Origin of the sequence: Nonomuraea recticatena (assembly GCF_039533245.1) — a bacterium.
Lineage (GTDB): Bacteria > Actinomycetota > Actinomycetes > Streptosporangiales > Streptosporangiaceae > Nonomuraea > Nonomuraea roseola.
This window is the reverse complement of record NZ_BAAATE010000019.1, coordinates 88,505-109,872: the sequence shown is the minus strand read 5'-3', so window position 1 is coordinate 109,872 and position 21,368 is coordinate 88,505. Positions and strand designations below refer to the sequence as shown.

Here is a 21,368-nt window from a genome sequence, read left to right as displayed (position 1 = left end):
CCGACCGGTCAGACGGTCAGCGGCACCTTGTGGATCTCGTCGGCCGGGTGTCCGGCCCGCTGGTGGATGCGCTGGACGGCCTCCGCGTCGGGCGCCTCCGACAGGCAGTAGACCACGCCCTGCTCAGGGTCGGCCCACGCGTGCTCGAAGGCCACCCCCTCCTCGCTCTGTATCGCGAGGTCGGCGTCGTGCGCCTGCCTGAGCTGCTCGTCGGTGATGCCCATCATGCCGTGATGGACGTCCATGAACTTCGCCATGGCTTCCTCCCCAGAGGGCTGTGCCGATCATTCTCAGGGTAGGTCGCTCCCTGACCGCCCGACCCCAAAACTTCGCCAAAGAGGGCGCCTGTCCCCCTGTCCGCGCGCGCCTTCACCACGGGCCGGTCGAGGGGGTGCTCCCTGCCGGGTCACCGGAGATCGCCGCCGTGTACACTTCCTTACTGTTGATCTACGCGAGGAGGTGAGCCCCATGACCATGTTCCGGTCCACACGGGCGCTCCTTGCCGCTGTGTCTGTCTGACCAGCGGTTCAGGAGCGTCGAACACTCCTGAACGAAGGAATCATGGCAGTCAACGCTTTTCGCATCTCCGTGTCCGACGATGTGCTCGCCGACCTGCGTGCCCGTCTGGAGCGCACCCTCTTCACCACCGCGTCCGACTCCGCCTTCTGGGCGGCGGGGGTCGACCCCGGCTACCTGCGTGAGCTGGTCGCCTACTGGGCCGACGGCTTCGACTGGCGCGAGGCTGAGGCGTCGCTCAACGTCTTCCCCCACTATGTGGCCGAGGTGGCGGGGCGGCAGGTGCACTTCGTCCACCTGCGCGGCAGCCGTACCGAAGGCGGGCCCGCGCCCCTGCCGCTGGTGCTGACCCACGGCTGGCCCAGCAGCTTCGTCGAGATGCTGCGCGTCGCGCCGCTGCTGGCCGACCCCGACGATCCAGCGGACGCCTTCGACGTGGTCATCCCCTCGCTGCCCGGTTTCCTGTTCTCGGAGCTGCCTCGGGAGCCGTTCACCCGCAGGGGCGTCGCGGAGATCTGGCACTCGCTCATGACCGAGACCCTCGGCTACGAGCGCTTCGGCGCGTTCGGCGGGGACATCGGCGGCGGCGTGACGCAGTGGCTCGGCGCCCTGTATCCGGGCGAGGTGGCCGGGGTGCACGTCACCTCTGCCGTGCTGACGACCGACTTCAGCCAGTCGCCCGCCACCCCCGAGGAGCAGGCCTACCTCGAAGGACTCGCCGCCTACGACCTCAGGGACCAGGGCTACAGCGAGATCATGTGGACCAGGCCCGACACGATCGCCGCCGCCCTGATGGACTCACCAGCCGGGCTGGTCGCCTGGATCATCGACAAGTACCGCGACTGGAGCGACTGCGACGGCGACCTGGAGACCCGCTGGGACAAGGACACGATCCTGACCGTCGCCACGCTCTACTGGGCCACCGGCACGATCGGCTCGTCCTTCCGCCAGTACTACGACTACCCGCACAACAAGCCCGTCCCGCCCATCACCGTGCCCTCGGCGATCACCCTGAGCAACGAGCCCGCCTACGCGAACCTGCCCAGGAGCCTGCCCGAACGCGTCTGCACCGACCTGCGCCACTGGAGCACGCCGGGGCGCGGCGGCCACTTCATGTCGCATGAGGAGCCCGAACAGGTCGCCCGCGAGCTCAGGACGTTCTTCGGCCCGCTGAGGCGCCAAGGCTGATCGCTCCCCCGCCGGGCGGCCGTACCTCTGACCGCCCGGCGGGTCGCCGATCACCCGGCGCGTCGGGGGCGTGAGGCTGAGCGCCCGGCGGGTCGCCGACCACCCCGCCCCACGCCTGAGGTGCGACCTCGGACGCGGAAGCTCTACGAGGGCCAGGCGTCCGGCGAGCGGTAGTGGTTGCGGTGGCCGGCGGCGGTAGGCGGCCCACAACGCCCCCGCCTCCCTCGGATCGCGCCCCTCCAGAACGAAGCCGATCCCGCACGTCGTTCACACCGCACAGTGTGGGTCACCGAGGAACACTTTCACAAACGCGATTATCCCGATATTTCACTGCCAATCGAACGGCGAACGCAGAATGGAGCCCCCATCCGGCTGACATTCTCCTGAATCTGCGATCTCATATTCCCGCCGGCCCCTCAGGGATCTTCACGGGAACAAGGAGAGCCATATGGCACATTCGCGGAGAATTGCGGGAATCGCCGTCGCCTTGACGGCGGCGACCAGTCTCGGAGTCGTCGCCGCAGCTCCGGCGGGGGCCACGCCACCTCAGGACCCACGGGAGGTGCAGATCACCCGCTTCCTCGGCGAGCAGCGCCTGCCGCACAGGATGCCATTCGAGGGAACCACCGTCGGCGGCCTTTCCGGTATCGACAGGGATCCCCGTACGAATACCTGGTATTTCATCTCCGACGACCGCTGGCGATACGATCCCGCCCGTTTCTACACCGGCCGCCTCGATATCGACAGGGCGACCGGAGAATTCACCGGAGTGAGCGTCACAGGGGTCACCACGCTGCTGCGTCCCGACTCCACCCCCTATCCCGGCTACGGCCAGCCCGAGTCGGCCGATCCCGAGACGATCCGCTTCGACCGGCGCAGCGGGCAGCTGCTGTGGGGCCACGAGGGCGACAGGCCCGACGCGAACAACCCCACGGTTCCGGTGTCGCAACTGTTCGTCCGCAGGATCGACCGTGAAGGCAGGCACCTCGGCGAGCTCCCCCTTCCCGCAACCTCAGGATGACCGAGACCACCAGCGGCCCCCGCCGTAACTTCGGGTTCGAGGGCCTGGCCATCGCGCCACGGACCATCGCCGCCATCACGGAGGGCCCACGCCACGAGGACGGCGAGCCGCCGACCGTCCGGCACGGCGCGCCCACGCGCATCACCGTCTGGAGCCGCTCGGGCCGTACCCTTGGGCAGTTCGTCTACCCGCTCGACCGGCTGCCCGCCGAGCCGGTCCCGCAGGGCGGCCACTCCGACAGCGGCGTCTCCGAGATCCTCGCGATCGACGACGACCGCCACCTGGCCCTCGAACGCTCCTGGATCGAGGGCGTCGGCTACCGGGTCAAGCTGTACGAGATCGACCTGCGCGGCGCCACGAACGTGCTCGGCAGGGACAGCCTGCTGACCCGCAGGCCGTACCGGCCGGTTGCCAAGCGCCTGGTCACCGACCTCAGCACGCTGCGTCCGCCGGTGCAGAACCTGGAGAGCCTGGCATGGGGGCCGCGCCTGGACACGGGCGAGTGCACGCTCGTGATCGGCTCCGACGACAACTTCGACAGCGCGGAGGCCACCCAGTTCCTGGCGTTCGCCGCCCGGGGCTGCTGACCGGCTGCTTCCGGGAGGCGCTGGAGCCGGGCCTGCGGGCCCGGCTCCAGCGCCACACCAGGGTCGGCGGCAGCCTCCATGGCGGTGTTGTTTGCACGCGGCTTCCCTGGAATTTATGCATTCCTTATGTCCGGCGAGTTTCGACACCTCTTTGTGAAGGTCGCGAAGCAGATATTTGGGCGGCGCGCTCAGCGCATGACCTGAGCGGCAATCGCCGCGACCGGAGTTCCTCTGGCGGGCAATTCCCGCTGTTTTTCAGGTGGCCGTTCCGTACGCCCGCGGAAAGGCGCCGGCCGGGGCGTCCGCCACGTGCGCGTCTCGGCGGAGGAGAGCGCGCCTTCCCCGGCCCGGGTGAGCAGCGACAGGAGCCGCGCCGCCGCCACGGCGGGTCACACGGACGCGGGCGGCCGGACAGCGACAGCCGCACCGGCCTGTCCACCGGCGCTCCGCCGAGCCGGCTCGACACGCGCCCCCTGACGGGCCTCGATCAGGCCGAAAGAGCGGGCGACCTGGGGATATATCAGCCGGCGCAGCGCGCGTGAGCGCGCACCGCAACTGGCCTGGACCCTCCGGCAGGCCAAGAAGGTCGCGAGGTGTCCGGCCTGGGGCCGACTCCCCGACACCGCCCCCCGGCAGCGAGGTCTACACCAGCGCCTGACCGGGCGTGGACCGGCCCGGTCCACGATCGTTAGCACTCTCTGACGACCATGACAACTGCACATATAACCAGCCACCCACCAACAACACACCCACACCAGAGCCCTCCCGTCAAAACTGCCCCAACAAAGGAACTGCACGGACAAAGATCCGATTTTGGGTGCTAGCGTCCCATTTCAGAGAGCGAAAAGGAAAGGGGGCAACAATCATGATTCCTATGAAGCTCTTGCCGGTCCGCGCCGACCACTGGTGGGGCGGAGGTTGGGGCGGCTGTGGCCGTCGTCGCTGGTGGGGTCGCAGGAGGTTCGGCTGCGGCTGCCGCAGGCGGTGGTGGTGGTAGCAACGCCGCGTGAGAGCCGGCGGGCTTCCCGCCGGCTCTCATTCCAACCGGGGGCGAGCGGGGAACCGCTCGCCCCCTCCACGTCCATCCGTAAGACGTTCGCCGAGTTCTGGCCGAACACCAAGGGTCTGCGCTGGCTGTTCGTCTGCGGCATGATCCTCGCGATCGTGGCGGCGCTGTGCGAGGTCGCGGTGATCGCGCTGTTCGGCTACATCACCGACAAGGTGCTCACCACGGGCGACCTGAGCGCGTTCTGGGCTCCGGCGCTGGGCTGGCTGGGGCTGACCGCCGTGGCGGGCGGTGTCGCCTTCGCCGGCACCATGACGACGGCCCTTGGTTCCGAACGGTTCCTGCTGCGGCTGCGCGACCGGGTCTTCGGCCACGTCCAGCGGCTCACACCCGACTATGTCGACAACCGGCGCCTGGGCGACCTCATGGCCAGGCTCACCGACGACATCGAGGCCATCGAGCAACTGGTCGGATCCGGGCTGGTCAAGGTCTTCACCACGGTGGCCACCGTCATCTTCTTCTCCGCGGCGGCCTTCTTCATCAGGTGGGATCTCGCGCTGGTCACCATGGCGCTGATCCCTGCCTTCCTGCTGGTCTCCAAGGTGTTCGCCTCCAGGTTCAGGACGGCGGCGGCGCGCGAGCGGCTCAGCAACGGCATGATGAACAGCGTCATCGAGGAGGGCCTGTCCAACCAGGCCCTGGTCCAGGCCTACAACCGGCAGGAGGCGGAGGCGCGCCACCTGCACAGGGAGGGGCGCACGTGGCTGCGGGCCAACATGACGCAGGCCCGGCTGTCGGGTCTGTACGGGCCCGCCGTACAGGTGCTGGAGACGGTCTGCCTGATCGTCATCATCGGCTTCGGGGCGTGGGAGATCGCGCAGGGCAAGCTCACCCTGGGCGGGCTGCTGGCCTTCGCCGCCTACCTGGCCTATCTCTATCCGGCGGTGCAGTCTCTCGGTGAGATCGCGCTCACGGTGTCGGAGGCGGCCGCGGGCTCCGACCGCGTCATGGAGGTCCTGGGCACCCAGCCCACGGTCACCGACCGGCCCGGCGCGGCCGACCTGAAGGAGCGAGGTCCTGGGCGGGTGGAGTTCGCCTCGGTGGGCTTCACCTATCCATCGCGCAGGCAGCCGGTTCTGCGCGGGCTGTCCTTCACCGTCGAGCCCGGTGAGGTGCTGGTGTGCACGGGGCCGAGCGGCTCGGGCAAGTCGACGATCACGAAGTTGCTCATGCGATTCTACGATCCCGACTCTGGCGCCGTCCTGCTGGACGGCACCGACATCCGCGAGCTGACCAGGCACTCGCTGCGCGACCACGTCACGCTCTTGCAACAGGAGAACCTGCTGTTCTCGGGAACGGTCAGGGACAACATCGCCTACGGCCGCCCCGACGCCTCGCAGGAGGACGTGGTCCGCGCCGCCACCCTGGCGGGGGTGCACGACTTCGTGATGGCGCTGCCCAAGAGGTACGACACGCGGATCGGGGCGAGGGGGCGGCTGCTGTCCGGCGGTCAGCGGCAGCGTCTGGCGATCGCGAGGGCGATTCTGCGGGACACGCCCGTGCTGGTGCTCGACGAGCCGATGACGGGGCTGGACGAGAAGACGGCGGCTCAGATCATGGAGCCGCTGCGGGTGCTCATGGCGGGCAGGACCACCATTCTCATCACCCACGACCTCAGGCACGTGCCTGTGGACGCCCGGGTGATCGCGCTCGAGCCCCTCACGCGCGCCGCTCCCCTGCGGGTCCGGCACGCGCAGGGTCTCAGGCGCGGAAGGGGGTCGATCACGGGCGCATGACCCGCGCGGCCGCGCAACTCCGCTCAGTTCCCAGGCGGTCTGCGCGGCCGCGCGCTGCTCGGCGGTGGTAGAGCAGCATGCCGGGACGAATCGCAACTCACTCTCACTACATGCAACTCATTGCGAAATGGCGCAAGCATCATCCATGATGCGAGGGTCACGGTGCTGAGTTGCGAAGGTGAGGACGAGGCGATGGCTGGGTTACGGGCACGCGCGCGGCGGGCGGTCGCCAAGGTGGTCGCGGGCATGGTGGCAGGCGTGATGGCGGGCGCGGCGCTCGCCCTGCCGTCCGCGCCGCCGGCGGCCGCCCGGGGCGAGGAGCTCCTGCGCGCGGACTTCACGGGCGGGATGGCGGGATGGCGGGCCGTGACCGGCTCGCTGTCGGAGTGGACGACCGCCGAGGGGCGCGCGACGGTGGACACCAGAGGGCAGACCTCCGGCCGCTACCTGACCCTCGATCCCAGGCTCGACCTGCCCGAGAACTACGAGGTCACCGCCCGCGTCAGGGTCGAGGCGACAGGCGGGGCGAGCAGCAGGCCCTTCAACCTCATCACCGACTGGGCCGACCCTGCCGACGTGCGCGCCGCCAACCTCGCCGCCCAGGTGATGCCCGGTGGCGGGATCACGGTGGCCAGGCCGCTGGCCACCACCACCGTCTGCTCGGGCCCCGGGCCGCTGGTCGTGCAGGGCGACTGGTTCGACCTCACCGTACGCAGGGCTCGCGGCGTCGTCGTGGTGGAGATCGCGGGCGAGCGCGTGGCGAGCGTGGCGGCGCGTGAAGGGTCGGGAACGATCGGCATCGGCGTCTACCTGGCCAAGATCTCGATCGACTCCCTGGTGGCGCGCACGCTGCCGCAGATCCCCTCCGACCACCCCGCCCAGCCCGGCGGATGCTCGTGGAGCGCGGCCGCCAAGCTCGTCATGGTCAACCAGAGCGGCTACGACCTCGAGGGGCCGAAGCGGTTCACCGCGCCGAAGGCGGCCGACGGCACCGCCTTCACCGTCGTCGACGAGGGCGGCGCGGTCCGCTTCTCCGGGACCGTGAGGGGCGGGGTCGGCGACTTCACCGCCTTCCGCCCGGCGGACGCGGGGCCGTACAGGGTGGCGGTGGAAGGCAGCGGGAGCTCCTTCGACTTCGGCATCGGGCCCGCGTGGACCTTCCGCGTCGCCTACCGGCGGGCCATCGAGTTCATGAGCGGCACCCGCTGTTACTTCGGCGACGCGGGTGTGTCGTGGGCCGGGTTCAACGCCTCGCAGTGCGGCTGGAGCGTGATGTGGCGCGACGGCGACACCTACTCCTTCGAGATCCCCACCCTCGTCGACCTGTACGCGGCCAACCCCTCGGCCTTCGAGGGGCTGCGTCTCGACACCGCCGTGTACAAGGGCCTGCGCCATCCGCTGCCGGCCGACGCCCCCGAGATCGTACGGCTGATCGCCTGGGGCACCGAGATGCTGCTCGACGCCAGGGTCGACACCACCCTGTGGAAGGAGCAGCTCGCCTCCTTCCTGGCCGCCTACCCCGACCTGTCGCCCTGGGTGCCGCGAGCCCTCTACGAGGAGGTTCGCGACTACCTGTTCCCGATCTGGGGTCAGCAGGAGCGCGGCAGGTTCAACTCCGCCTACGACTACACCGCGCACACCGGTGACCTGTTCCAGACCTACACCCAGCTCGGCACCGGCAAGGGCGAGTTCCCTCCGGGCCACTCCATCAGGCCGAACCTCGACATGTACGAGGTGGCGCTGCGCGAGGGCCGGGCGGACGCGGGCCGCTACCTGGCCGCCGCCACGGCCAACGCGCGCTGGATCGTGGACAACCTCGACTGGGCCGACCCGCGCACGACGAAGGGGCAGCGGCAGTCGGAGTACGTCACCGTCCCGTCCCTGGTGCGCTTCCTGACCGAGTATCCGGGGCACGCCCCCTCGGGCCTCCTGGCGAAGATCGAGGCATGGGCGCGCACCGCCGTCGACCGCTCGGGCAACCTCTGGGACTTCAGGAAGTACTCCGCCGACCGGTGGACGATCCCGTCGTTCAGCGGCGGCGGCACGGGCAGCGACCCCAACGAGACGGGCAACGTCGCAGGGTTCGCCGCTCCGGCGCTCGCCGCGGCAGGGGTCGTGCGCGACCCGGGCCTGGCCGCCAGGCTGCGCGAGATGGCGGCGGCCCACGTGGACAACATCTTCGGGCGCAACCCCACCGGCAGGCACGCGACCTACCGTGCGACCACGGAGCGATGGGGCTTCGAGGGGGCCGACCTCGGCTGGTTCAGCGAGTACCAGGGCGGCGTCGGCATGCTGCAGGGCGTGCCAGGGGTGCTCGACGGCTCGCCGAAGAACGGGCACTACCCCTTCAACCCCGCTGTCGGCAACATCGGCCACACCGAGGGCTGGGTCTCGTTCAACACCGCGTGGAACGCCTCCCTCGCCTGGCTGGCCGCCGACCGTACGGCGGTGCGCCTGCTCGCCCCCGACGGCGCGCCGGTCACCAGGGTGCAGCCGGACTCCCCCGTCACCGTCGAGCTCACCGCGCCGCTCAACCTCACCGCGGGGGCCCTCGACAGCGCCGAGGTCGAGGTGCGCGTCGGCGACGAGGTGGTCGAGGTGGCGGTGAAGGAGAGCGCCCCCGACGCCACCACCCTGCGCGGCGTTATCACGCCCTCGCAGCTGGGCGCCTCACCTGGCGAGGTGCTCGTCGCCTCCTACGGTCACGGCGACTTCGCCCGCTCGGTCCGCGCCCCCGTCACCGCGTGCGCGCGGGACTCCGCGCCGACGGTCGTCGTCGGGGAGGCCGACTCGGGCGTGCCCAACGCGGAGGACCCGCAGGGGTGTTCGCTGGCCCAGCGGCTCGGGCTCGACAGGGACTGGCCCGACCACGGGAGCCTGGTCTCCTACGTCGCCCGCGAGTCGCGAGCGCTGGCCGCTGAGGGGCTCCTCACGGCGGCGCAGCGCGCCAGGCTGATCTCGACGGTCGCGGGGAGCTGACCGCGTCTCCCGTCACCGCTCTCGCCGGGCCAGCGGCTGCCAGCCGAGGCCGGCGAGAGCGGGCGACCAGTCCAGCACCCGCCGTTCGTGGTCGCCGGTGATCGTGTAGGCGGCGTGGCCTGGCTCCGCGCGTTCGAGCGCGGCGAGGAAGGCGGCGGCCACGTCGCTTCCCGCGGTGACCACGTCGCGGTGCTCGCCGCCGTAGGCGTGCCATTCCTCGTCGGGCATGGGTCCGACCAGCCGCAGGACGGTGACCGCGAGCCCGTGCTCCACCGCCGCCGCCTCGCACACCTGCTCGCCGAGCCGCTTGGTGAGCCCGTAGGCGTCGGTCGCGTCGGGTTCGGGGCGGGCGGTGTAGTCGCGCGCGGTGTAGTCGGTGAAGACCGACATGCTGCCGGCGTAGACGGCGCGCCGCACCCCCGCCGCGGCGCAGCCCTGGAGGGTCACGTAGGTCCCCGTCACGTTGGCCGCGAAGTGGCTGGCCACCCACTCGGGCCCCTCGCGCCAGCCCGTCTTGCGCCCCATGGCCAGGTAGACGACGGCGTCCTGGCCCTCGGCCGCCCGCTCGACCGCGCCCGGATCGGTGACGCTGCCGTGGAAGAACTCGCTGCCGTGGAAGGGCTCGTCACGGGGAGGTCTGAGGTCCATGACGCGGACCGTGTGGCGGGTGGCGAGCATGGGCACCACGAGCCTGCCCACGGCTCCCGACCCGCCCGCCACGAGCACCCTCACCTCACGCCTCCGCTTCGGCCGCGAAGGCGCGGGCGAACTCCAGCGCTCTGCCGTACGCGGTCGCGACGATCTTCTCCCCCAGCTCCGGGCCCGCCAGGCGGGCGTCGCCGAGCGCGCCGCCCGCCGACAGCGCGTCGTAGGCGAGCGGCAGGTCCACCCTCGGCGCGGGCGGCGCGGCATGCGGCAGGACGGGGAGCGCGGGGTCGGGCGGCCCGATCCGGTCCGGGCGGACGACCTGAGGCGCCAGCGCCATCGCCACCGACGTCTCGCCCTCGCAGGCGTGGCCGTATCGCTCGCTGCGCATCAGGTCCTGGATGAGATCGCCCGCCAGCGTCGCCCACATGACGTGAGCCATGATCACCCCGTGGTCGCGCCGCAGCTCGCGTCCGGCGAGCCTGACCGCGTCGACGTTGCCGCCGTGGCCGTTGACCACGAGGATCCTGCGCAGCCCTGCCGCCGCGAGCGACTCGGCCACGTCGCGCAACACGCCCAGCAGGGTCGCGGGCCTGAGGGTGAGAGTGCCCGCGAACGGCAGGTGATGCTCCGACAGCCCGTACGGCAGGCCGGGGCAGAGCACCGCCGCATGACCGAGGTCGGCGGCGAGCCTGCGGGCGAAGGCGTCGGCGATGGCGAAGTCGGTGTCGTAGGTGAGGTGCCTGCCGTGCTGCTCGGTCGAGCCGATGGGCAGGATGGCGATCCTCGCCCTGGTGAGGGCCTCGCCGATCTCGTCGGTGACCATCCGCGCGAGTTCGTTCACCTGGTTCCTCCGTGTGTTCTGACAGGGTGCCGGTTCATGGCGCGCTCCGGGCGAGGCCGTCGAGCACCCGCATCGCGGGCAGGACGTCGTCGACCGTGCAGGCGGGCCGCCGCCCCCGCGTGATCGCGGTGACGAAGTCGCGGTCCTGGCGGGCGAGCCCTTCGCGCTCCATGCGGTCGCCGTCGCCGCGGTCGACGAGGACGCCGTCGTGGTCGCGCAGCGCGCCTCCCGACAGGTGCAGGGTGCGGTCCTCGGCGATGATCGTCAGGTCATGCACGGCCAGGCGCGAGTGATAGGAGAGGGCGATCGTGGCCAGCCCGCCCCCTGGCGCGCGGAGCACGGCCGCCACGTCCATCGGCTTCCCGCTGCCCTGCCACGGCTCGCCGCGCGCCCCTCGCACGACTACCGCCCCCGAGGCGTCGCCCCCGCGCTCGCGGGCGGACTCGGCGCCGAGGAACCACAGGGCCGCGTCGACGGTGTGCGCCCCGTGGTGCCACAGGACGTCGTCGGTCCAGTCCCTGGGGCGGCCCTCCATCCCGAGATCGCGCTGGCGCAGCATCAGCGTGCGGGCCACGACGTGCGTCACGCGCAGCTCGCCCGCCTCGACCAGCTCACGGACGGCGAGGTAGGGCGCGCAGTGGCGCAGCGTGTGCGCGACGGCCAGTCGCCTGCCGGTCCGCGCGGCGGTCCTGGCCAGCGACTCTGCCTCGCCCAGGCTGAGCGCCACGGGGATCTCGCACAGCGTGTGGAGCCCGGCGCGCAGGGCGGCCTCCGCCTGTGCGGCGTGGTGGGCGTGCGGCGAGGCGATGACCACGGCGTCGAGCCCCGGGTGGGCGAACAGGTCGCCGGCGGTCGCGTGGACGGCGGGCGGGCCGTGGCCGGGGGTGGCGTGGGCCTCGGCGAACGCCGTGGCCTGCTCGCGGTCGGGCCCCGCGACGGCCGCCAGCACCGTGCCCGCCTCCGCCAGCGCGTCCGCGTGCCGTCCGGCGATGCCGCCGGGGCCGACGATGCCCACGCGCACGCTCATGGGGCGAGCCCGAACAGCTCGCGGGCCGTGCCGCCGAGGATCTGCCGCTGGTCGTCCTCGGTGAGGTAGGGCCGCTCGAGGACGTGCCTGACGGCGGCGGCGTAGTCGCCTGGTGCGGGGTCGGGCCTGTTCCAGTCGCCGCTCCAGGTGATCCTGCGCGCGCCGTACGCGGCGACCGTCTCGCGCAGGTACGGGTCGGCGTCGGGATACGGGTACGGCGTGCCGCTGTTGGCGTGGAAACCGCCCCACATGGTGTAGGTCAGGGGGCGGGCCGCGAGGGCCAGGAAGCGGTCGAAGGCGGCGCGGTCGGCGTCGGGATAGGTGGTGAAGCCGACGTGCTCCAGCCGTACGCGCAGCTCCGGCAGTTCGGCGAGCAGGGCGGCGAAGCGCGGGCTCGCGATGTCCTCCAGCGGCCCCCTCACGCTGGCGACCAGACCCTCGGCGGCGATCGCCCGCCAGAGCGCCAGCGGGTCGGGGCCGGGTGAGCGGGTCTCGGCCCACAGCCTGACGCCCCTGACCAGGCCGGTCGCGGCGAGCCGCGCGACGTGCGCAGGGGCGCCGTGGGTGTCTGCCTCGACCATCGCGACGGCGGCGAACCTGCCGGGGTGCGCGGCGACGAGGCCGGTGAGGTAGGAGTTGTCCGCGTTGCCGATGAACTGGACGAGGACGGCGCCCTTCACCCCGGTCCGCGCCATGGCGGGCAGGTAGTCCTCGATCGGCGGGTACTTCCACCTGCCGACGTGCACGTGCGAGTCGACGATCACCGGTCGGCCACCCTGACCATGGCCTGGGTGCCGCGCTCGCCGCCGTGCGCGGCGCGCACCCGCTCGGCTAGCTCGGCCACGCGGTCGGTGCCGGGCATCGGCAGTTCGCCCGCCGCCTCGCGGATCAGGCCCAGATCCTTCGCGAAGTGGTCGAGCTTGAAGCCGGGCTCGAGGTCGCCTTCGGCCAGGCGTGACCACAGGAAGTCCAGCAGAGGGGAGCCCGCCACGCCCGGCCTGACCGACTCGCGGACCCTGCCGACGTCGAGCCCGCCGTGCACCGCCAGCGCGTACGCCTCGCAGGCGGCCAGCGTCGCCCCCGCCACGAGCGTCTGGTTGACCAGCTTGGCCAGCTGTCCCGAGCCAGGCGGCCCGTGGTGGACGACGGTCGATCCCATGAGCTCCAGCAGCGGCCTGACGCGCTCGAAGGCGGCGGGGTCGCCGCCCACCATGATCGACAGGGTGCCCGCCCCCGCACCCGCGGGGCCGCCGCTCACCGGGGCGTCGAGCACGGCCACGCCCCTGCGCTCCCCCTGCGCCGCCCATGTCCTGGCCAGGGCGGGGGCGGTGGTGGAGCAGTCGACGACGACCGTGCCGGGAGCCGCGCCCTCCAGAACCTCGGCCATGACCTCGGCGGGGAAGGGCAGCATCGTGATCACCACCTCCCCCTTCACCTCCGCGACCGTCGCCGCCGCGCTGGCGCCCAGCTCCACCAGCGGGCCCGTACGGCCGGCCGTGCGGTTGTGCGCCGTCACCCGATGCCCCGCCCCGAGGAGGCGCCGGGCCATCGGCTCGCCCATCAGGCCGGTACCGATCCATCCCACATGCATGGTCAACGACTCTACGGTCCGAACGGCCCAAAGAAAAGACATAGGTCAGAGGATTCCCGGCCGCGCAGGGCCCGGCACGATGTGCCCCTGGCGCACCTGGACGAGGTGGCCGGGCAGGCCGTCGTTGGCGCGCGGAGCGTACTGGCGGCTGTTGTACTCGAAGGCCGGCCAGTCGAGCGGCAGGGCCGCGGCCAGCCTGGCCGAGTGCGCCAGCGCCACGTCCACGGCGGTGAGGTCCTGGACGGTGACACGCAGGCCGTGGTCGCGGGCGTGGGCCAGGCTCCTCATCGCCAGACTCTGCCCCCTGGCGGCCTTGACCACCAGGCCGCTCCAGCCCTCCTCGGCGAGGCGGGGCAGGTCCCGCTCGGCGGCCAGGCTCTCGTCGGCGAGCACGGGCAGCCTGTCGGCGATCCTCCTCATGCCGTCGGGGTCGGGCGGCGCGTCCCTGGGAACGGGCTGCTCCAGGTAGGTGAGGGCCTCCCACGCCGGGCTCGCGCGCAGGACGTCGAGCAACTCCACGACGGCCGAGGTCTCGGCGTAGCCCTCGTTGGGGTCGAGCGAGATCGTGTGGTGGCCGCCGGGGCTCCTGCGCAGGACGCGGTGGACGTCGGCGACCCTGCGGGCGTCCGTGACCGGGTCCTGCCCCGTGAGCTTGACCTTGACGTGGGTGATGCCCTCGGCGCGCAGCCACGCCCGCAGCGGCCTGACGGGTCCGCCCGCCCCTCCATGGTCGCGGCCTTCCCCGCCTCTGACCGACGGCTCGGGCCTGGCGCGCCGCCCTGGCGACTCCAGCGGATCACCCACCCCGACGACGTGCTGGACGGGGAGCAGGTGGCGTGGGCGGCCGAGGGCGAAGCCCTCGTAGAGCGAGGTGGCCGGACGCCTCGCCGCGCGCGCCCAGCCGTCGTGGACGGCGTTGTCGACCGCGCCCAGGGCGAGGGCCGCCGCCAGTGCGGGCAGCGGCTCGCCGTCACCTCCGTCCTGCGCGCCATCCTCTTTCGGCGTCATGCCTGCGGCGAGCTCCGCGCAGATCTCGAAGGGATCGCCGGGCCCCGTCGTGAGCGCGGTGGCCGCGAGGCGCTCGGTCAGCGCGCGCATCGCCAGGTCGCGGGCGGTCCACGACAGCCGCGACACCGGCCACGACCAGGGAACCGACAGGACGCTCGCGCCCTGTCCGCACGCCAGGCGGCCGGCGCGGTCCTCGGCGGTCACCCTGACGATCGCCAGGGTGAACCTGTCGACCGTCGCGCCCGCGAGGCGTAAGGGGTGGTCGAGCTCGATGTCGCGGAAGGTGGCCGCCGCCTCGCGGATCGCTATGTCTGTCGAACGCATCTCGCCAACCTAGGACCTAGGATCTATCTTCGGAGCTACCATTCCACCACACGCGGGGAGCGTCGTGAAGATCGTGAGCTTGCCGTACGACCCGGTTCCCTCCGAGCGACGCGGCCTCGACCTGCTGGAACCGGCGCGGGTGCGCGCGCCGTACGCCCTCTGCTTCGTGCACGGCGGCGGCTGGACAGGCGGCGCCAGGCAGCAGTGGCACGAACGGATGCGCGCGGCGGCGGGCAGGGGCACAGTGAGCGCGTCGCTCGGATACCGGGTGGGCGGGCGGCTGGCGGAGATGACGGCCGACGTGGCCGACGGCTACCACCGCCTGCGGGGGCTGCTCGGCGAGCTGCCCGTCGCCCTGGTCGGCAGCTCGGCGGGCGCGTATCTGGCCACGCTGCTCGCCCTTGCCGGCCACCGCGCGGGCGAGGCGCCGCTGGCGTGCGTGAGCCTCAACGGGCCTGGCACGCCGTTCCCCTGGCAGGACATGCACCCGGAGATCGGGCCGGCCGTCCAGCGGCTCGCGGAGGAGGGGGGCGACGCGGCCGACCCCGGGGCGCTCGCCCACGCCGGAGCGCCGCCCTTCCTGTTCGTCGTGGTCGGCAAGGAGCGCTTCTTCCCGCATGCCCACGTCCACGCCCTGGCCGCCCTGCTGCCCTCCGCCAGGGTCGTGACCCTGCCCGGCGCCGAGCACGGTTTCTTCTACCGCACCGGCTCCGAGGGCTCGGCCGACGCTCAGGCGGAGATCGAGGCGTTCCTCACGGCCTCGGTGACCGATTCCAGCACGCGGACCGGCGCCAGCAGGTCGTCGGCTCCGAGCGGCCACTCCCCCGTCTCCACCATGTCGGCGAAGCGCCGCAGCGAGGGCAGCGTGTAGTCCTTGCCGAGCAGCAGCCGATCGGCGGCGACGGCCCTCGCCCCGACCACCTGGAGGTGGAAGGGCACGGCGGTCGAGGCGTCGCGTTCGACCAAGTTGATCACGGCGTGCGCGTCCCCCGCCCGCACGGTGGCGAGGACCGCGCCCTCCAGCACCGACACGACGGGCGCGGCGGTGGGCGTGGGCAGCAGGTGCAGGGCCAGCTCGACCGCGTGCACGCCGTAGAAGCCGACCCCGCCGAACGGGCTGTCGCGCTGGACGGGCCCGGTGGCGACCACCGCGCGCGGCTCGCCCACCTCGGACGACAGCTCCTCCAGCGCCGCGTTCCAGCGCAGCGCGCTGAAGGAGGTGACGGGCGCGCCCCCGGCGCGGGCCGCCGCCAGGATCGCCTCCGCGTCGGCGACCGTCGTCGCCAGCGGCTTGTCGACGAAGACCGGGATGCCCGCCCTGAGCAGAGGCTCGGCGTGGCTCCTGTGCAGGGAGCCGTCCCTGTCCATCACGATCACCGCGTCGACCAGGCCGATCAGCTCCTCAGGGCGCTCCACACGCGCGGGAACCCCGAGCTGCTCGGCCCGCTCCCGTGTGCCGCCGTGAACCGCGACGACGCGCGCGGCCCCGAGCGCACGCTCCTCGTTCAGGTGCCTGACGGCGTGATCGGCATGGGTGTTGTCGGTGCCGATGATGCCCACTCGCATGGCTGCTCCGTTCTCCGTTGTCTCTGCTGATCGTATGACATAGGACAGTTGTAGGTCATTCCGCTGGTCTTATTGACCCTTTTCCGGCACAGAACTAGAGTCCTAGGTCATATCTATGGAGGGAGAGCCGTGCGATTCGGGATCGTTGGATGCGGGGTCATCGGGGCGTTGCACGCGAGGCTGATCGCCGCCATGGACGGTACGGCCGAGCTGGTCGCCGTGGCGGACACCGACCTGGAACGGGCCTCGCGGCTGGCCGCCGAGCACGGCGTGGACGCGCACGGCGACCTCGCCGAGCTCTACGCCAGGCAGGACGTGGACGCGGTCGTCGTCTGCGTGCCGAGCGGCCTGCACGCCGAGGCCGCGGTGCCGGCGCTGCGGGCGGGCAAGCACGTGGTCATCGAGAAGCCGATCGACATCACGCTGGAGGCCGCCGACCGGATCATCGCGGCCGAGCGCGAGTCGGGCAGGACCGTCACGGTGATCAGCCAGCGCCGGTTCGAGCCGTCCTTCCTGCGGCTCAAGGCGGCGATCGAGGCGGGCGAGCTCGGCCGCCTCACCTCCGGCGCGGCCGAGGTGACGCTGTGGCGCCCGCAGTCCTACTACGACTCGGGCGGCTGGCGCGGCACCTGGGCGCTGGACGGCGGCGGCGCGCTGATGAACCAGGGCGTGCACGTCGTCGACCTGATGCTGGCCCTGCTCGGGCCCGCCGCGGAGGTGTCGGCGTACGCGGGGCTGCTCGCGCACGAGGGCATCGAGGTGGAGGACACCGCGGTCGCGGCCGTGCGCTTCGCGGGCGGCGCCCTGGGACGGCTGTTCGCCACCACCGCCGCGCACGGCGGCGCCAGCGTGCGGGTGTCGGTGCACGGCGACAGGGGGCACGCCGTCGTGGAGAACGAGGTGTTGGTCTCCTTCAAGGTGGGCGAGGAGGACAGAACCGAGCCAGGGCAGCGGCTGGGAGCGCAGGCGCATCACCTGCAACTGGCCGACTTCGTCTCCGCCGTGGCGGAGGGCAGGGCCCCCGAGGTCACCTCTGCCGACGGCCGCGCCGCGCTGGCGCTGGTGCTGGCCGTCTACGAGTCGGCCCGCTCGGGTGGCCCGGTCAAGCCGGGCTGACCAGCGGGTACGGCCTCCGCCCTCCCTCCCCTTCCGGTCCTGGGGAGGGAGGGCGGAGGTTTCCGGTCCTGGGAGGGAGGGCCGAGGCCGTCCTTCCGTCGCGGGAGCGGTGGTCAGGCGGGCAGGTCGGCGACCTTGCGCCAGTCGGCGGCCGAGGCGGTGCCGGTGGCGACGTAGAGGGCGGCGCCCTGCAGGGCCAGCTGCCCCTGGTAGGAGGGGACGGCCGTGATGGAGGCGGGCACGTCCTGGGCCGCCTCGGGACGCCAGGTGCCCGGCGTGCCGGCCACGACGCACACCCACCGCAGCGGCTGCCCCGGGGCCGGGTCGCGCAGCTGGACGACCATGCCCTTCTCCCAGTAGCCCTCGGTGGGCAGCGCGTCCAGCGTCACGACGAAGGAGTAGGTGATGTTCTCCTTCGACCCCGTCCTGAACATGCCCTCCTTGTTGCCGGTGAGGGTGTTGGCGCCGATGTCCACCCCCTTGGTGCGCTGGTGGATGAAGATGCCGTAGTCCTGGGTCTTGGTCTGCTGGTCGTCGAAGCAGCGGTTGCCGGTGATGACCACGTTCTCCGCCTTGAATCCCGCGCGCGCGTAGGTCCTGATCCCCCCGCGCGCCTCGACACTCAGGCCGCCGCCGTAGTTCTGGTGGTTGTTGTAGACCACGTTGCCGACGACGGTGACGTCGTTGCTCTGCCAGACGTTGATGCCGACGGTGTTGCAGTACCCGACGATGTTGTTGGCGATCACCAGCTTGCGGCAGCGGTCGGTCGACAGTCCCGCGTCGCCGCCGTAGAAGAGCACGTTGCGCTCGAAGACGCCGTCGAAGATGTCGTAGACGGCCAGCAGGTCGGCGTTGCCGCCCCTGCCGTAGGCCTTGCGGTTGCCGACGACGCTGTTGTCCATCGCGCGGACGAAGCGGTGCTTGTGCAGGCTCTGCTTGTTGCCGCCCGCGGTGATGTAGATCGGGTAGCCGACCTGCGGGAAGGTGCCGCCGATCCGCTCCAGGCGGCACCTGGTGACGGTCAGGTGCTCGGTGTGGCTGGTCGCGTTGCCGAGCACGTGCACGCCGAACTGCGTGACGTCGTGGACGTCGCAGTCGTCGATGGTGACGTGGCTGGAGTTGCCCGCGACGTTGATCCCGACGTACGCCTTGGTCACCCTGCAGCCGGTGATCTGGACGCGGCGGGAGTTCAGGAACCTGATGAGCGCGCTGGAGGCCTCGCCGGACTCGGTGTCGTAGGTGCCCGCGCCGACGCCCTCCACGTGCACGTTGTCCACGAGCACGTCGGTGGCGCCGGTGACCAGGACGCCGGCCACGAGCGAGGGCCGCTCGTCGCACATGATCTTCAGGTTGCGCAGGGCCACGGTCGAGACGCCCGTGGCGGAGATCACCTGCGGCTCGCCGTACCCGGCGGTCAGCACGATCGACGCCCTCGACCTGTCCGAGACGAGCGCGACCCCGCTCTTGAGCTTCAGCGACGTGCCGATCAGGTAACGGTGGCCCGCGGCCAGGTGGACGGTGCCGCCGCCCGCCGCGGCGGCCGCGTCGATGGCGCGCTGCAGGGCGGCGGCGTCGTCGGCCACGCCGTCGGCGATCGCGCCGTAGGCGATGGCGGGGTAGGCGTTGAGGTCGTCGGGCTTGGTGAGGGACGCCTCGGCCGGCGTGGCCGCCGCCAGAGGGACCGTGACGGCCGCGCCGAGCAGGCCGAGTCCCGCGAGCACGCGGCGGCGGGGGGTTTCCTGAGCAGTCACCGCAGGGCCTTTCGTTAGGACCTAGGACAGAAGGTTTGGCCGGAATGTAACCGCCGCGACAGCCTTCGTCAAGGAATCGGCCCGCCGGAACGCCTCTTGACCGCACGCCGATGCGCTGTACGGTGGGCACACACATCTGTCCTATGTCTTAGTTAAGAGAGGGCGGTGCCCATGATGATCAGCCGAGGTGGAACCGCGATCATCGCCGCCGTCTGCCTGCTGACCGCGTGCGGCGGTCAGCCGGGAGGCACGGGCAAGGAGATCACGATCTGGAGCATGTGGTCGGAGGGCGAGCCCAACCAGAAGGTGCTGGCCGAGGCCGCCAAGGACTTCGAGAAGGAGACCGGGGTCAGGGTCAGGACTCAGTGGAAGGGCCGCACCGCGGTCAAGACGTTCCTGCCGAGCCTGAACACCGACAACGTGCCCGCCGACCTGGTGGAGGGCAACAACAGGGAGCTGACCAGGCAGTTCGCCGCCACCAAGGCGGCTGCCGACCTGTCCGACGTCTACGGCGCGAAGGTCCACGGCGAGCAGGCCACCGTCGCCGACACCGTGGGCGAGGCCTACAGGCGGATGGCCACCTCGGCCGACGGGGTGGTGACCCAGCTGCCCTACCAGGTCTCGACCTACGGCTGGTTCTTCGACGGCAGGACCTTCCCCGAACTGGTCACCGCCCCGCCGAAGACCTGGGAGGACTTCACCGCCGTGCTGAGGGGGCAGCAGGCCAAGGGCCGCAGCCCCCTCGGGCAGGACGGCAGCATCCCCAACTACAACGTGCGCTACCTGGAGCACTTCGCCCGCGCGCTCATGGGCGACGAGGGCTGGCACGCCCTCGCCCCCGACCGGACGGGGCGGGGCTGGCTCAACCCCGAGGTGCTGAAGGCCGCCACGATGGTCGAGTCGCTGGCCAAGGGCGGCTACTTCCCCGCAGGGTTCAACGCCACCAAGTTCCCCGCCATGCAGCAGAAATGGGCGGGCGGGGAGTCCGACTTCCTCTACCAGGGCACCTACCTGCCCAAGGAGGTCGCGCCCTACGCCGACCCCGGCTTCGAGTTCCGCGCCTTCCGTTTCCCCTCGGTGGAGGGCAGGACCCCCACGATGAACGTCACCACCACCGGGTTCGGCATTCCCAAGAAGGCCCGCAACGCCGCCGACGCCAAGCGCTTCCTGGCCTTCTTCCTGCAGAAGAAGTACCAGGAGAAGGTGTCGAGCGTGGCGCTGGAGATGTCGGTGCGCAAGGACGTGCCCGCCGCCGCGCAGGTCGCCGACCTGAAGCGGGCGCTCGACAGCGGGGAGATCAACAAGGCGGACGTGGTCGACGTCGGCGACTTCAACGCCAAGGTGCTGCTGCCGCTCAGCGACGAACTGCTCTTCGGGAAGATCACCGCGGCCGGGTTCACCAGGAAGATGGCCGAGAACGCCGCCGCGTACTGGAAGTCGAAGGGCTGATGGCCACTCCCGTCCTGGAACGTACGGCGGCGCGGCCCGCCGTACGGGTGGAGGGCATCGGGCCCTTCGAGGCTGCCAGGCGGCGGATGATCGGCCCCTTCCTGCTGCCCGCGCTGCTCGTCTACGCGCTCGTCATGATCGTGCCGAGCGTCTTCACCGTCTGGATCAGCTTCAACGACTGGGCGGGCGCGGGGCCGATGGAGTGGGCGGGGCTCGGCAACTACACCGAGATGATCGCCGACCCGGTCTTCGGCCAGTCGTTCGTGAACACGATGAAGATCCTCTTCGGGGTGGGCGGCGCCGTCTTCCTCATCTCCTTCGTGCTGACCATGCTCCTGCAGGACATGGTCGGCAGGAAGTTCGTGCGCGCCGTGGTGTTCTTCCCGAGCCTGGTGCCGGGGCTGGTGATCGCCATCCTGTGGGGATTCATGCTCGACCCCGACGGGCTGGCCAACTCGGTGCTCGAGGCGCTGGGCGTGGCGGAGCCGCCGCTGTGGCTGGCACCGGAGAACATGTTCACCACCGTGATGGCGGGCATGACGTGGCTGGCGGCGGGGACGTACACGGTGATCTTCATGGCCGCCGCCGACCGCATCCCCCGCGCCTTCTACGAGGCGGCCGAGCTCGACGGCGCGTCGGCGGTGCGCAGGTTCTGGCACATCACCATGCCGCTGATGTGGGACGTCATCGGGGTGTGCGCGGTGCTGTGGGCGATCGGCGCGCTGAAGACCTTCGAGTTCGTGCTCGTCTTCGCCGGAGCCACCGGCAGCCTGCCGCCCACGGGGCTCTGGACCTTCTCCGTCTACGCCTACGCCGGCGCCTTCCCCTCCGACGGCGTCCCGAGGTACGGCATCGCCTCGGCGGCCGCCGTCCTCACCATGGTCCTCACCGTCGTGCTGACCCTGCTGGTCCGCAGGGTGATGGGCCGCCGCGAGCGCACCGACTACTGAGGAG

At 71.6% G+C, this 21,368-nt stretch carries 15 protein-coding genes and 2 pseudogenes; 8 read left to right on the top strand and 9 right to left on the bottom strand.

Features of this window, described 5'->3' with window-relative positions; genetic code table 11:
- Positions 1–8 precede the first annotated feature (8 nt).
- Entirely contained in the window at positions 9–257 is a 249-nt protein-coding gene (locus tag ABFX50_RS30780; protein WP_183648263.1) for an SCO4226 family nickel-binding protein, read from the bottom strand.
- A 304-nt stretch (positions 258–561) separates the two neighbouring features.
- Between ABFX50_RS30780 and ABFX50_RS30775 the strand changes: the two genes are divergently transcribed.
- From ABFX50_RS30775 to ABFX50_RS30760, 4 genes and pseudogenes are all read left to right on the top strand, one after another.
- Positions 562–1,704 (top strand): epoxide hydrolase family protein, encoded by a 1,143-nt coding sequence (locus ABFX50_RS30775; protein ID WP_346151192.1) that lies wholly within the window; start codon positions 562–564, stop codon positions 1,702–1,704.
- Positions 1,705–2,152: 448 nt separating this feature from the next.
- Positions 2,153–3,312, top strand: a pseudogene (locus ABFX50_RS30770) (esterase-like activity of phytase family protein).
- Between the two features lie 918 nt (positions 3,313–4,230).
- Positions 4,231–6,114 (top strand): ABC transporter ATP-binding protein, encoded by a 1,884-nt coding sequence (locus ABFX50_RS30765; RefSeq protein ID WP_346151191.1) that lies wholly within the window; start codon positions 4,231–4,233, stop codon positions 6,112–6,114.
- A 192-nt stretch (positions 6,115–6,306) separates the two neighbouring features.
- Positions 6,307–9,093: an early set domain-containing protein gene (locus ABFX50_RS30760; protein WP_346151189.1), complete on the top strand. Its 2,787-nt coding sequence runs from the start codon at positions 6,307–6,309 to the stop codon at positions 9,091–9,093.
- Between the two features lie 12 nt (positions 9,094–9,105).
- On the opposite strand, the gene ABFX50_RS30755 is transcribed toward ABFX50_RS30760, so the two are convergent.
- Genes ABFX50_RS30755 through ABFX50_RS30730 form a run of 6 tightly spaced genes read right to left on the bottom strand, consistent with a single transcriptional unit; the run spans position 9,106 to position 14,532 of the window.
- Complete coding sequence (locus tag ABFX50_RS30755; RefSeq protein WP_346151187.1) at positions 9,106–9,825, bottom strand: NAD-dependent epimerase/dehydratase family protein; 720 nt, start codon at positions 9,823–9,825, stop codon at positions 9,106–9,108.
- 1 nt (position 9,826) lies between these two features.
- Positions 9,827–10,582, bottom strand: coding sequence for a creatininase family protein (locus ABFX50_RS30750; RefSeq protein ID WP_346151185.1), 756 nt, complete (start codon positions 10,580–10,582; stop codon positions 9,827–9,829).
- A gap of 34 nt (positions 10,583–10,616) precedes the next feature.
- On the bottom strand, positions 10,617–11,609 hold the full coding sequence (locus tag ABFX50_RS30745; RefSeq protein WP_346151183.1) for a Gfo/Idh/MocA family protein: 993 nt from the start codon (positions 11,607–11,609) through the stop codon (positions 10,617–10,619).
- Complete coding sequence (locus tag ABFX50_RS30740) at positions 11,606–12,373, bottom strand: amidohydrolase family protein (RefSeq protein ID WP_346151181.1); 768 nt, start codon at positions 12,371–12,373, stop codon at positions 11,606–11,608. The genes ABFX50_RS30745 and ABFX50_RS30740 overlap by 4 nt, the downstream gene beginning before the upstream one ends.
- Complete coding sequence (locus tag ABFX50_RS30735; RefSeq protein ID WP_346151179.1) at positions 12,370–13,200, bottom strand: NAD(P)-dependent oxidoreductase; 831 nt, start codon at positions 13,198–13,200, stop codon at positions 12,370–12,372. Before ABFX50_RS30735 ends, ABFX50_RS30740 begins: the two co-directional genes overlap by 4 nt.
- A gap of 45 nt (positions 13,201–13,245) precedes the next feature.
- A complete protein-coding gene (locus ABFX50_RS30730; protein ID WP_346151178.1) occupies positions 13,246–14,532 on the bottom strand; it encodes an enolase C-terminal domain-like protein in 1,287 nt (428 codons plus the stop codon).
- A gap of 64 nt (positions 14,533–14,596) precedes the next feature.
- Between ABFX50_RS30730 and ABFX50_RS30725 the strand changes: the two are divergent.
- A pseudogene (locus ABFX50_RS30725) lies at positions 14,597–14,989 on the top strand (alpha/beta hydrolase fold domain-containing protein); the annotation flags it as partial.
- Positions 14,990–15,261: 272 nt separating this feature from the next.
- Here the strand turns inward: ABFX50_RS30725 and ABFX50_RS30720 are convergent.
- On the bottom strand, positions 15,262–16,098 hold the full coding sequence (locus ABFX50_RS30720; protein WP_346151176.1) for a Gfo/Idh/MocA family oxidoreductase: 837 nt from the start codon (positions 16,096–16,098) through the stop codon (positions 15,262–15,264).
- 129 nt (positions 16,099–16,227) lie between these two features.
- Here ABFX50_RS30720 and ABFX50_RS30715 point away from each other — a divergent pair, with 129 nt between their 5' ends.
- The gene (locus ABFX50_RS30715) at positions 16,228–17,214 is read left to right on the top strand and encodes a Gfo/Idh/MocA family protein (RefSeq protein WP_346151174.1); all 987 of its coding nucleotides are present in this window, start codon (positions 16,228–16,230) and stop codon (positions 17,212–17,214) included.
- 113 nt (positions 17,215–17,327) lie between these two features.
- Here ABFX50_RS30715 and ABFX50_RS30710 read toward each other — a convergent pair whose 3' ends face one another.
- Complete coding sequence (locus ABFX50_RS30710) at positions 17,328–18,965, bottom strand: right-handed parallel beta-helix repeat-containing protein (RefSeq protein ID WP_346151172.1); 1,638 nt, start codon at positions 18,963–18,965, stop codon at positions 17,328–17,330.
- Between the two features lie 171 nt (positions 18,966–19,136).
- Here ABFX50_RS30710 and ABFX50_RS30705 point away from each other — a divergent pair, with 171 nt between their 5' ends.
- Together ABFX50_RS30705 and ABFX50_RS30700 are read left to right on the top strand one after the other, a co-directional pair.
- Positions 19,137–20,414, top strand: coding sequence for an ABC transporter substrate-binding protein (locus ABFX50_RS30705; RefSeq protein WP_346151170.1), 1,278 nt, complete (start codon positions 19,137–19,139; stop codon positions 20,412–20,414).
- Positions 20,414–21,364, top strand: coding sequence for a carbohydrate ABC transporter permease (locus tag ABFX50_RS30700; RefSeq protein ID WP_183648308.1), 951 nt, complete (start codon positions 20,414–20,416; stop codon positions 21,362–21,364). Before ABFX50_RS30705 ends, ABFX50_RS30700 begins: the two co-directional genes overlap by 1 nt.
- Positions 21,365–21,368 lie beyond the last annotated feature (4 nt).

Excerpts from the sequence above, each read along its gene's own strand:
- ABFX50_RS30780 (WP_183648263.1), bottom strand. The coding sequence starts at position 257 with ATGGCGAAGTTCATGGACGTCCATCACGGCATGATGGGCATCACCGAC.
- ABFX50_RS30775 (WP_346151192.1), top strand. The coding sequence starts at position 562 with ATGGCAGTCAACGCTTTTCGCATCTCCGTGTCCGACGATGTGCTCGCC.
- ABFX50_RS30760 (WP_346151189.1), top strand. The coding sequence starts at position 6,307 with ATGGCTGGGTTACGGGCACGCGCGCGGCGGGCGGTCGCCAAGGTGGTC.
- ABFX50_RS30745 (WP_346151183.1), bottom strand. The coding sequence starts at position 11,609 with ATGAGCGTGCGCGTGGGCATCGTCGGCCCCGGCGGCATCGCCGGACGG.
- ABFX50_RS30735 (WP_346151179.1), bottom strand. The coding sequence starts at position 13,200 with ATGCATGTGGGATGGATCGGTACCGGCCTGATGGGCGAGCCGATGGCC.
- ABFX50_RS30730 (WP_346151178.1), bottom strand. The coding sequence starts at position 14,532 with ATGCGTTCGACAGACATAGCGATCCGCGAGGCGGCGGCCACCTTCCGC.
- ABFX50_RS30720 (WP_346151176.1), bottom strand. The coding sequence starts at position 16,098 with ATGCGAGTGGGCATCATCGGCACCGACAACACCCATGCCGATCACGCC.
- ABFX50_RS30705 (WP_346151170.1), top strand. The coding sequence starts at position 19,137 with ATGATGATCAGCCGAGGTGGAACCGCGATCATCGCCGCCGTCTGCCTG.
- ABFX50_RS30700 (WP_183648308.1), top strand. The coding sequence starts at position 20,414 with ATGGCCACTCCCGTCCTGGAACGTACGGCGGCGCGGCCCGCCGTACGG.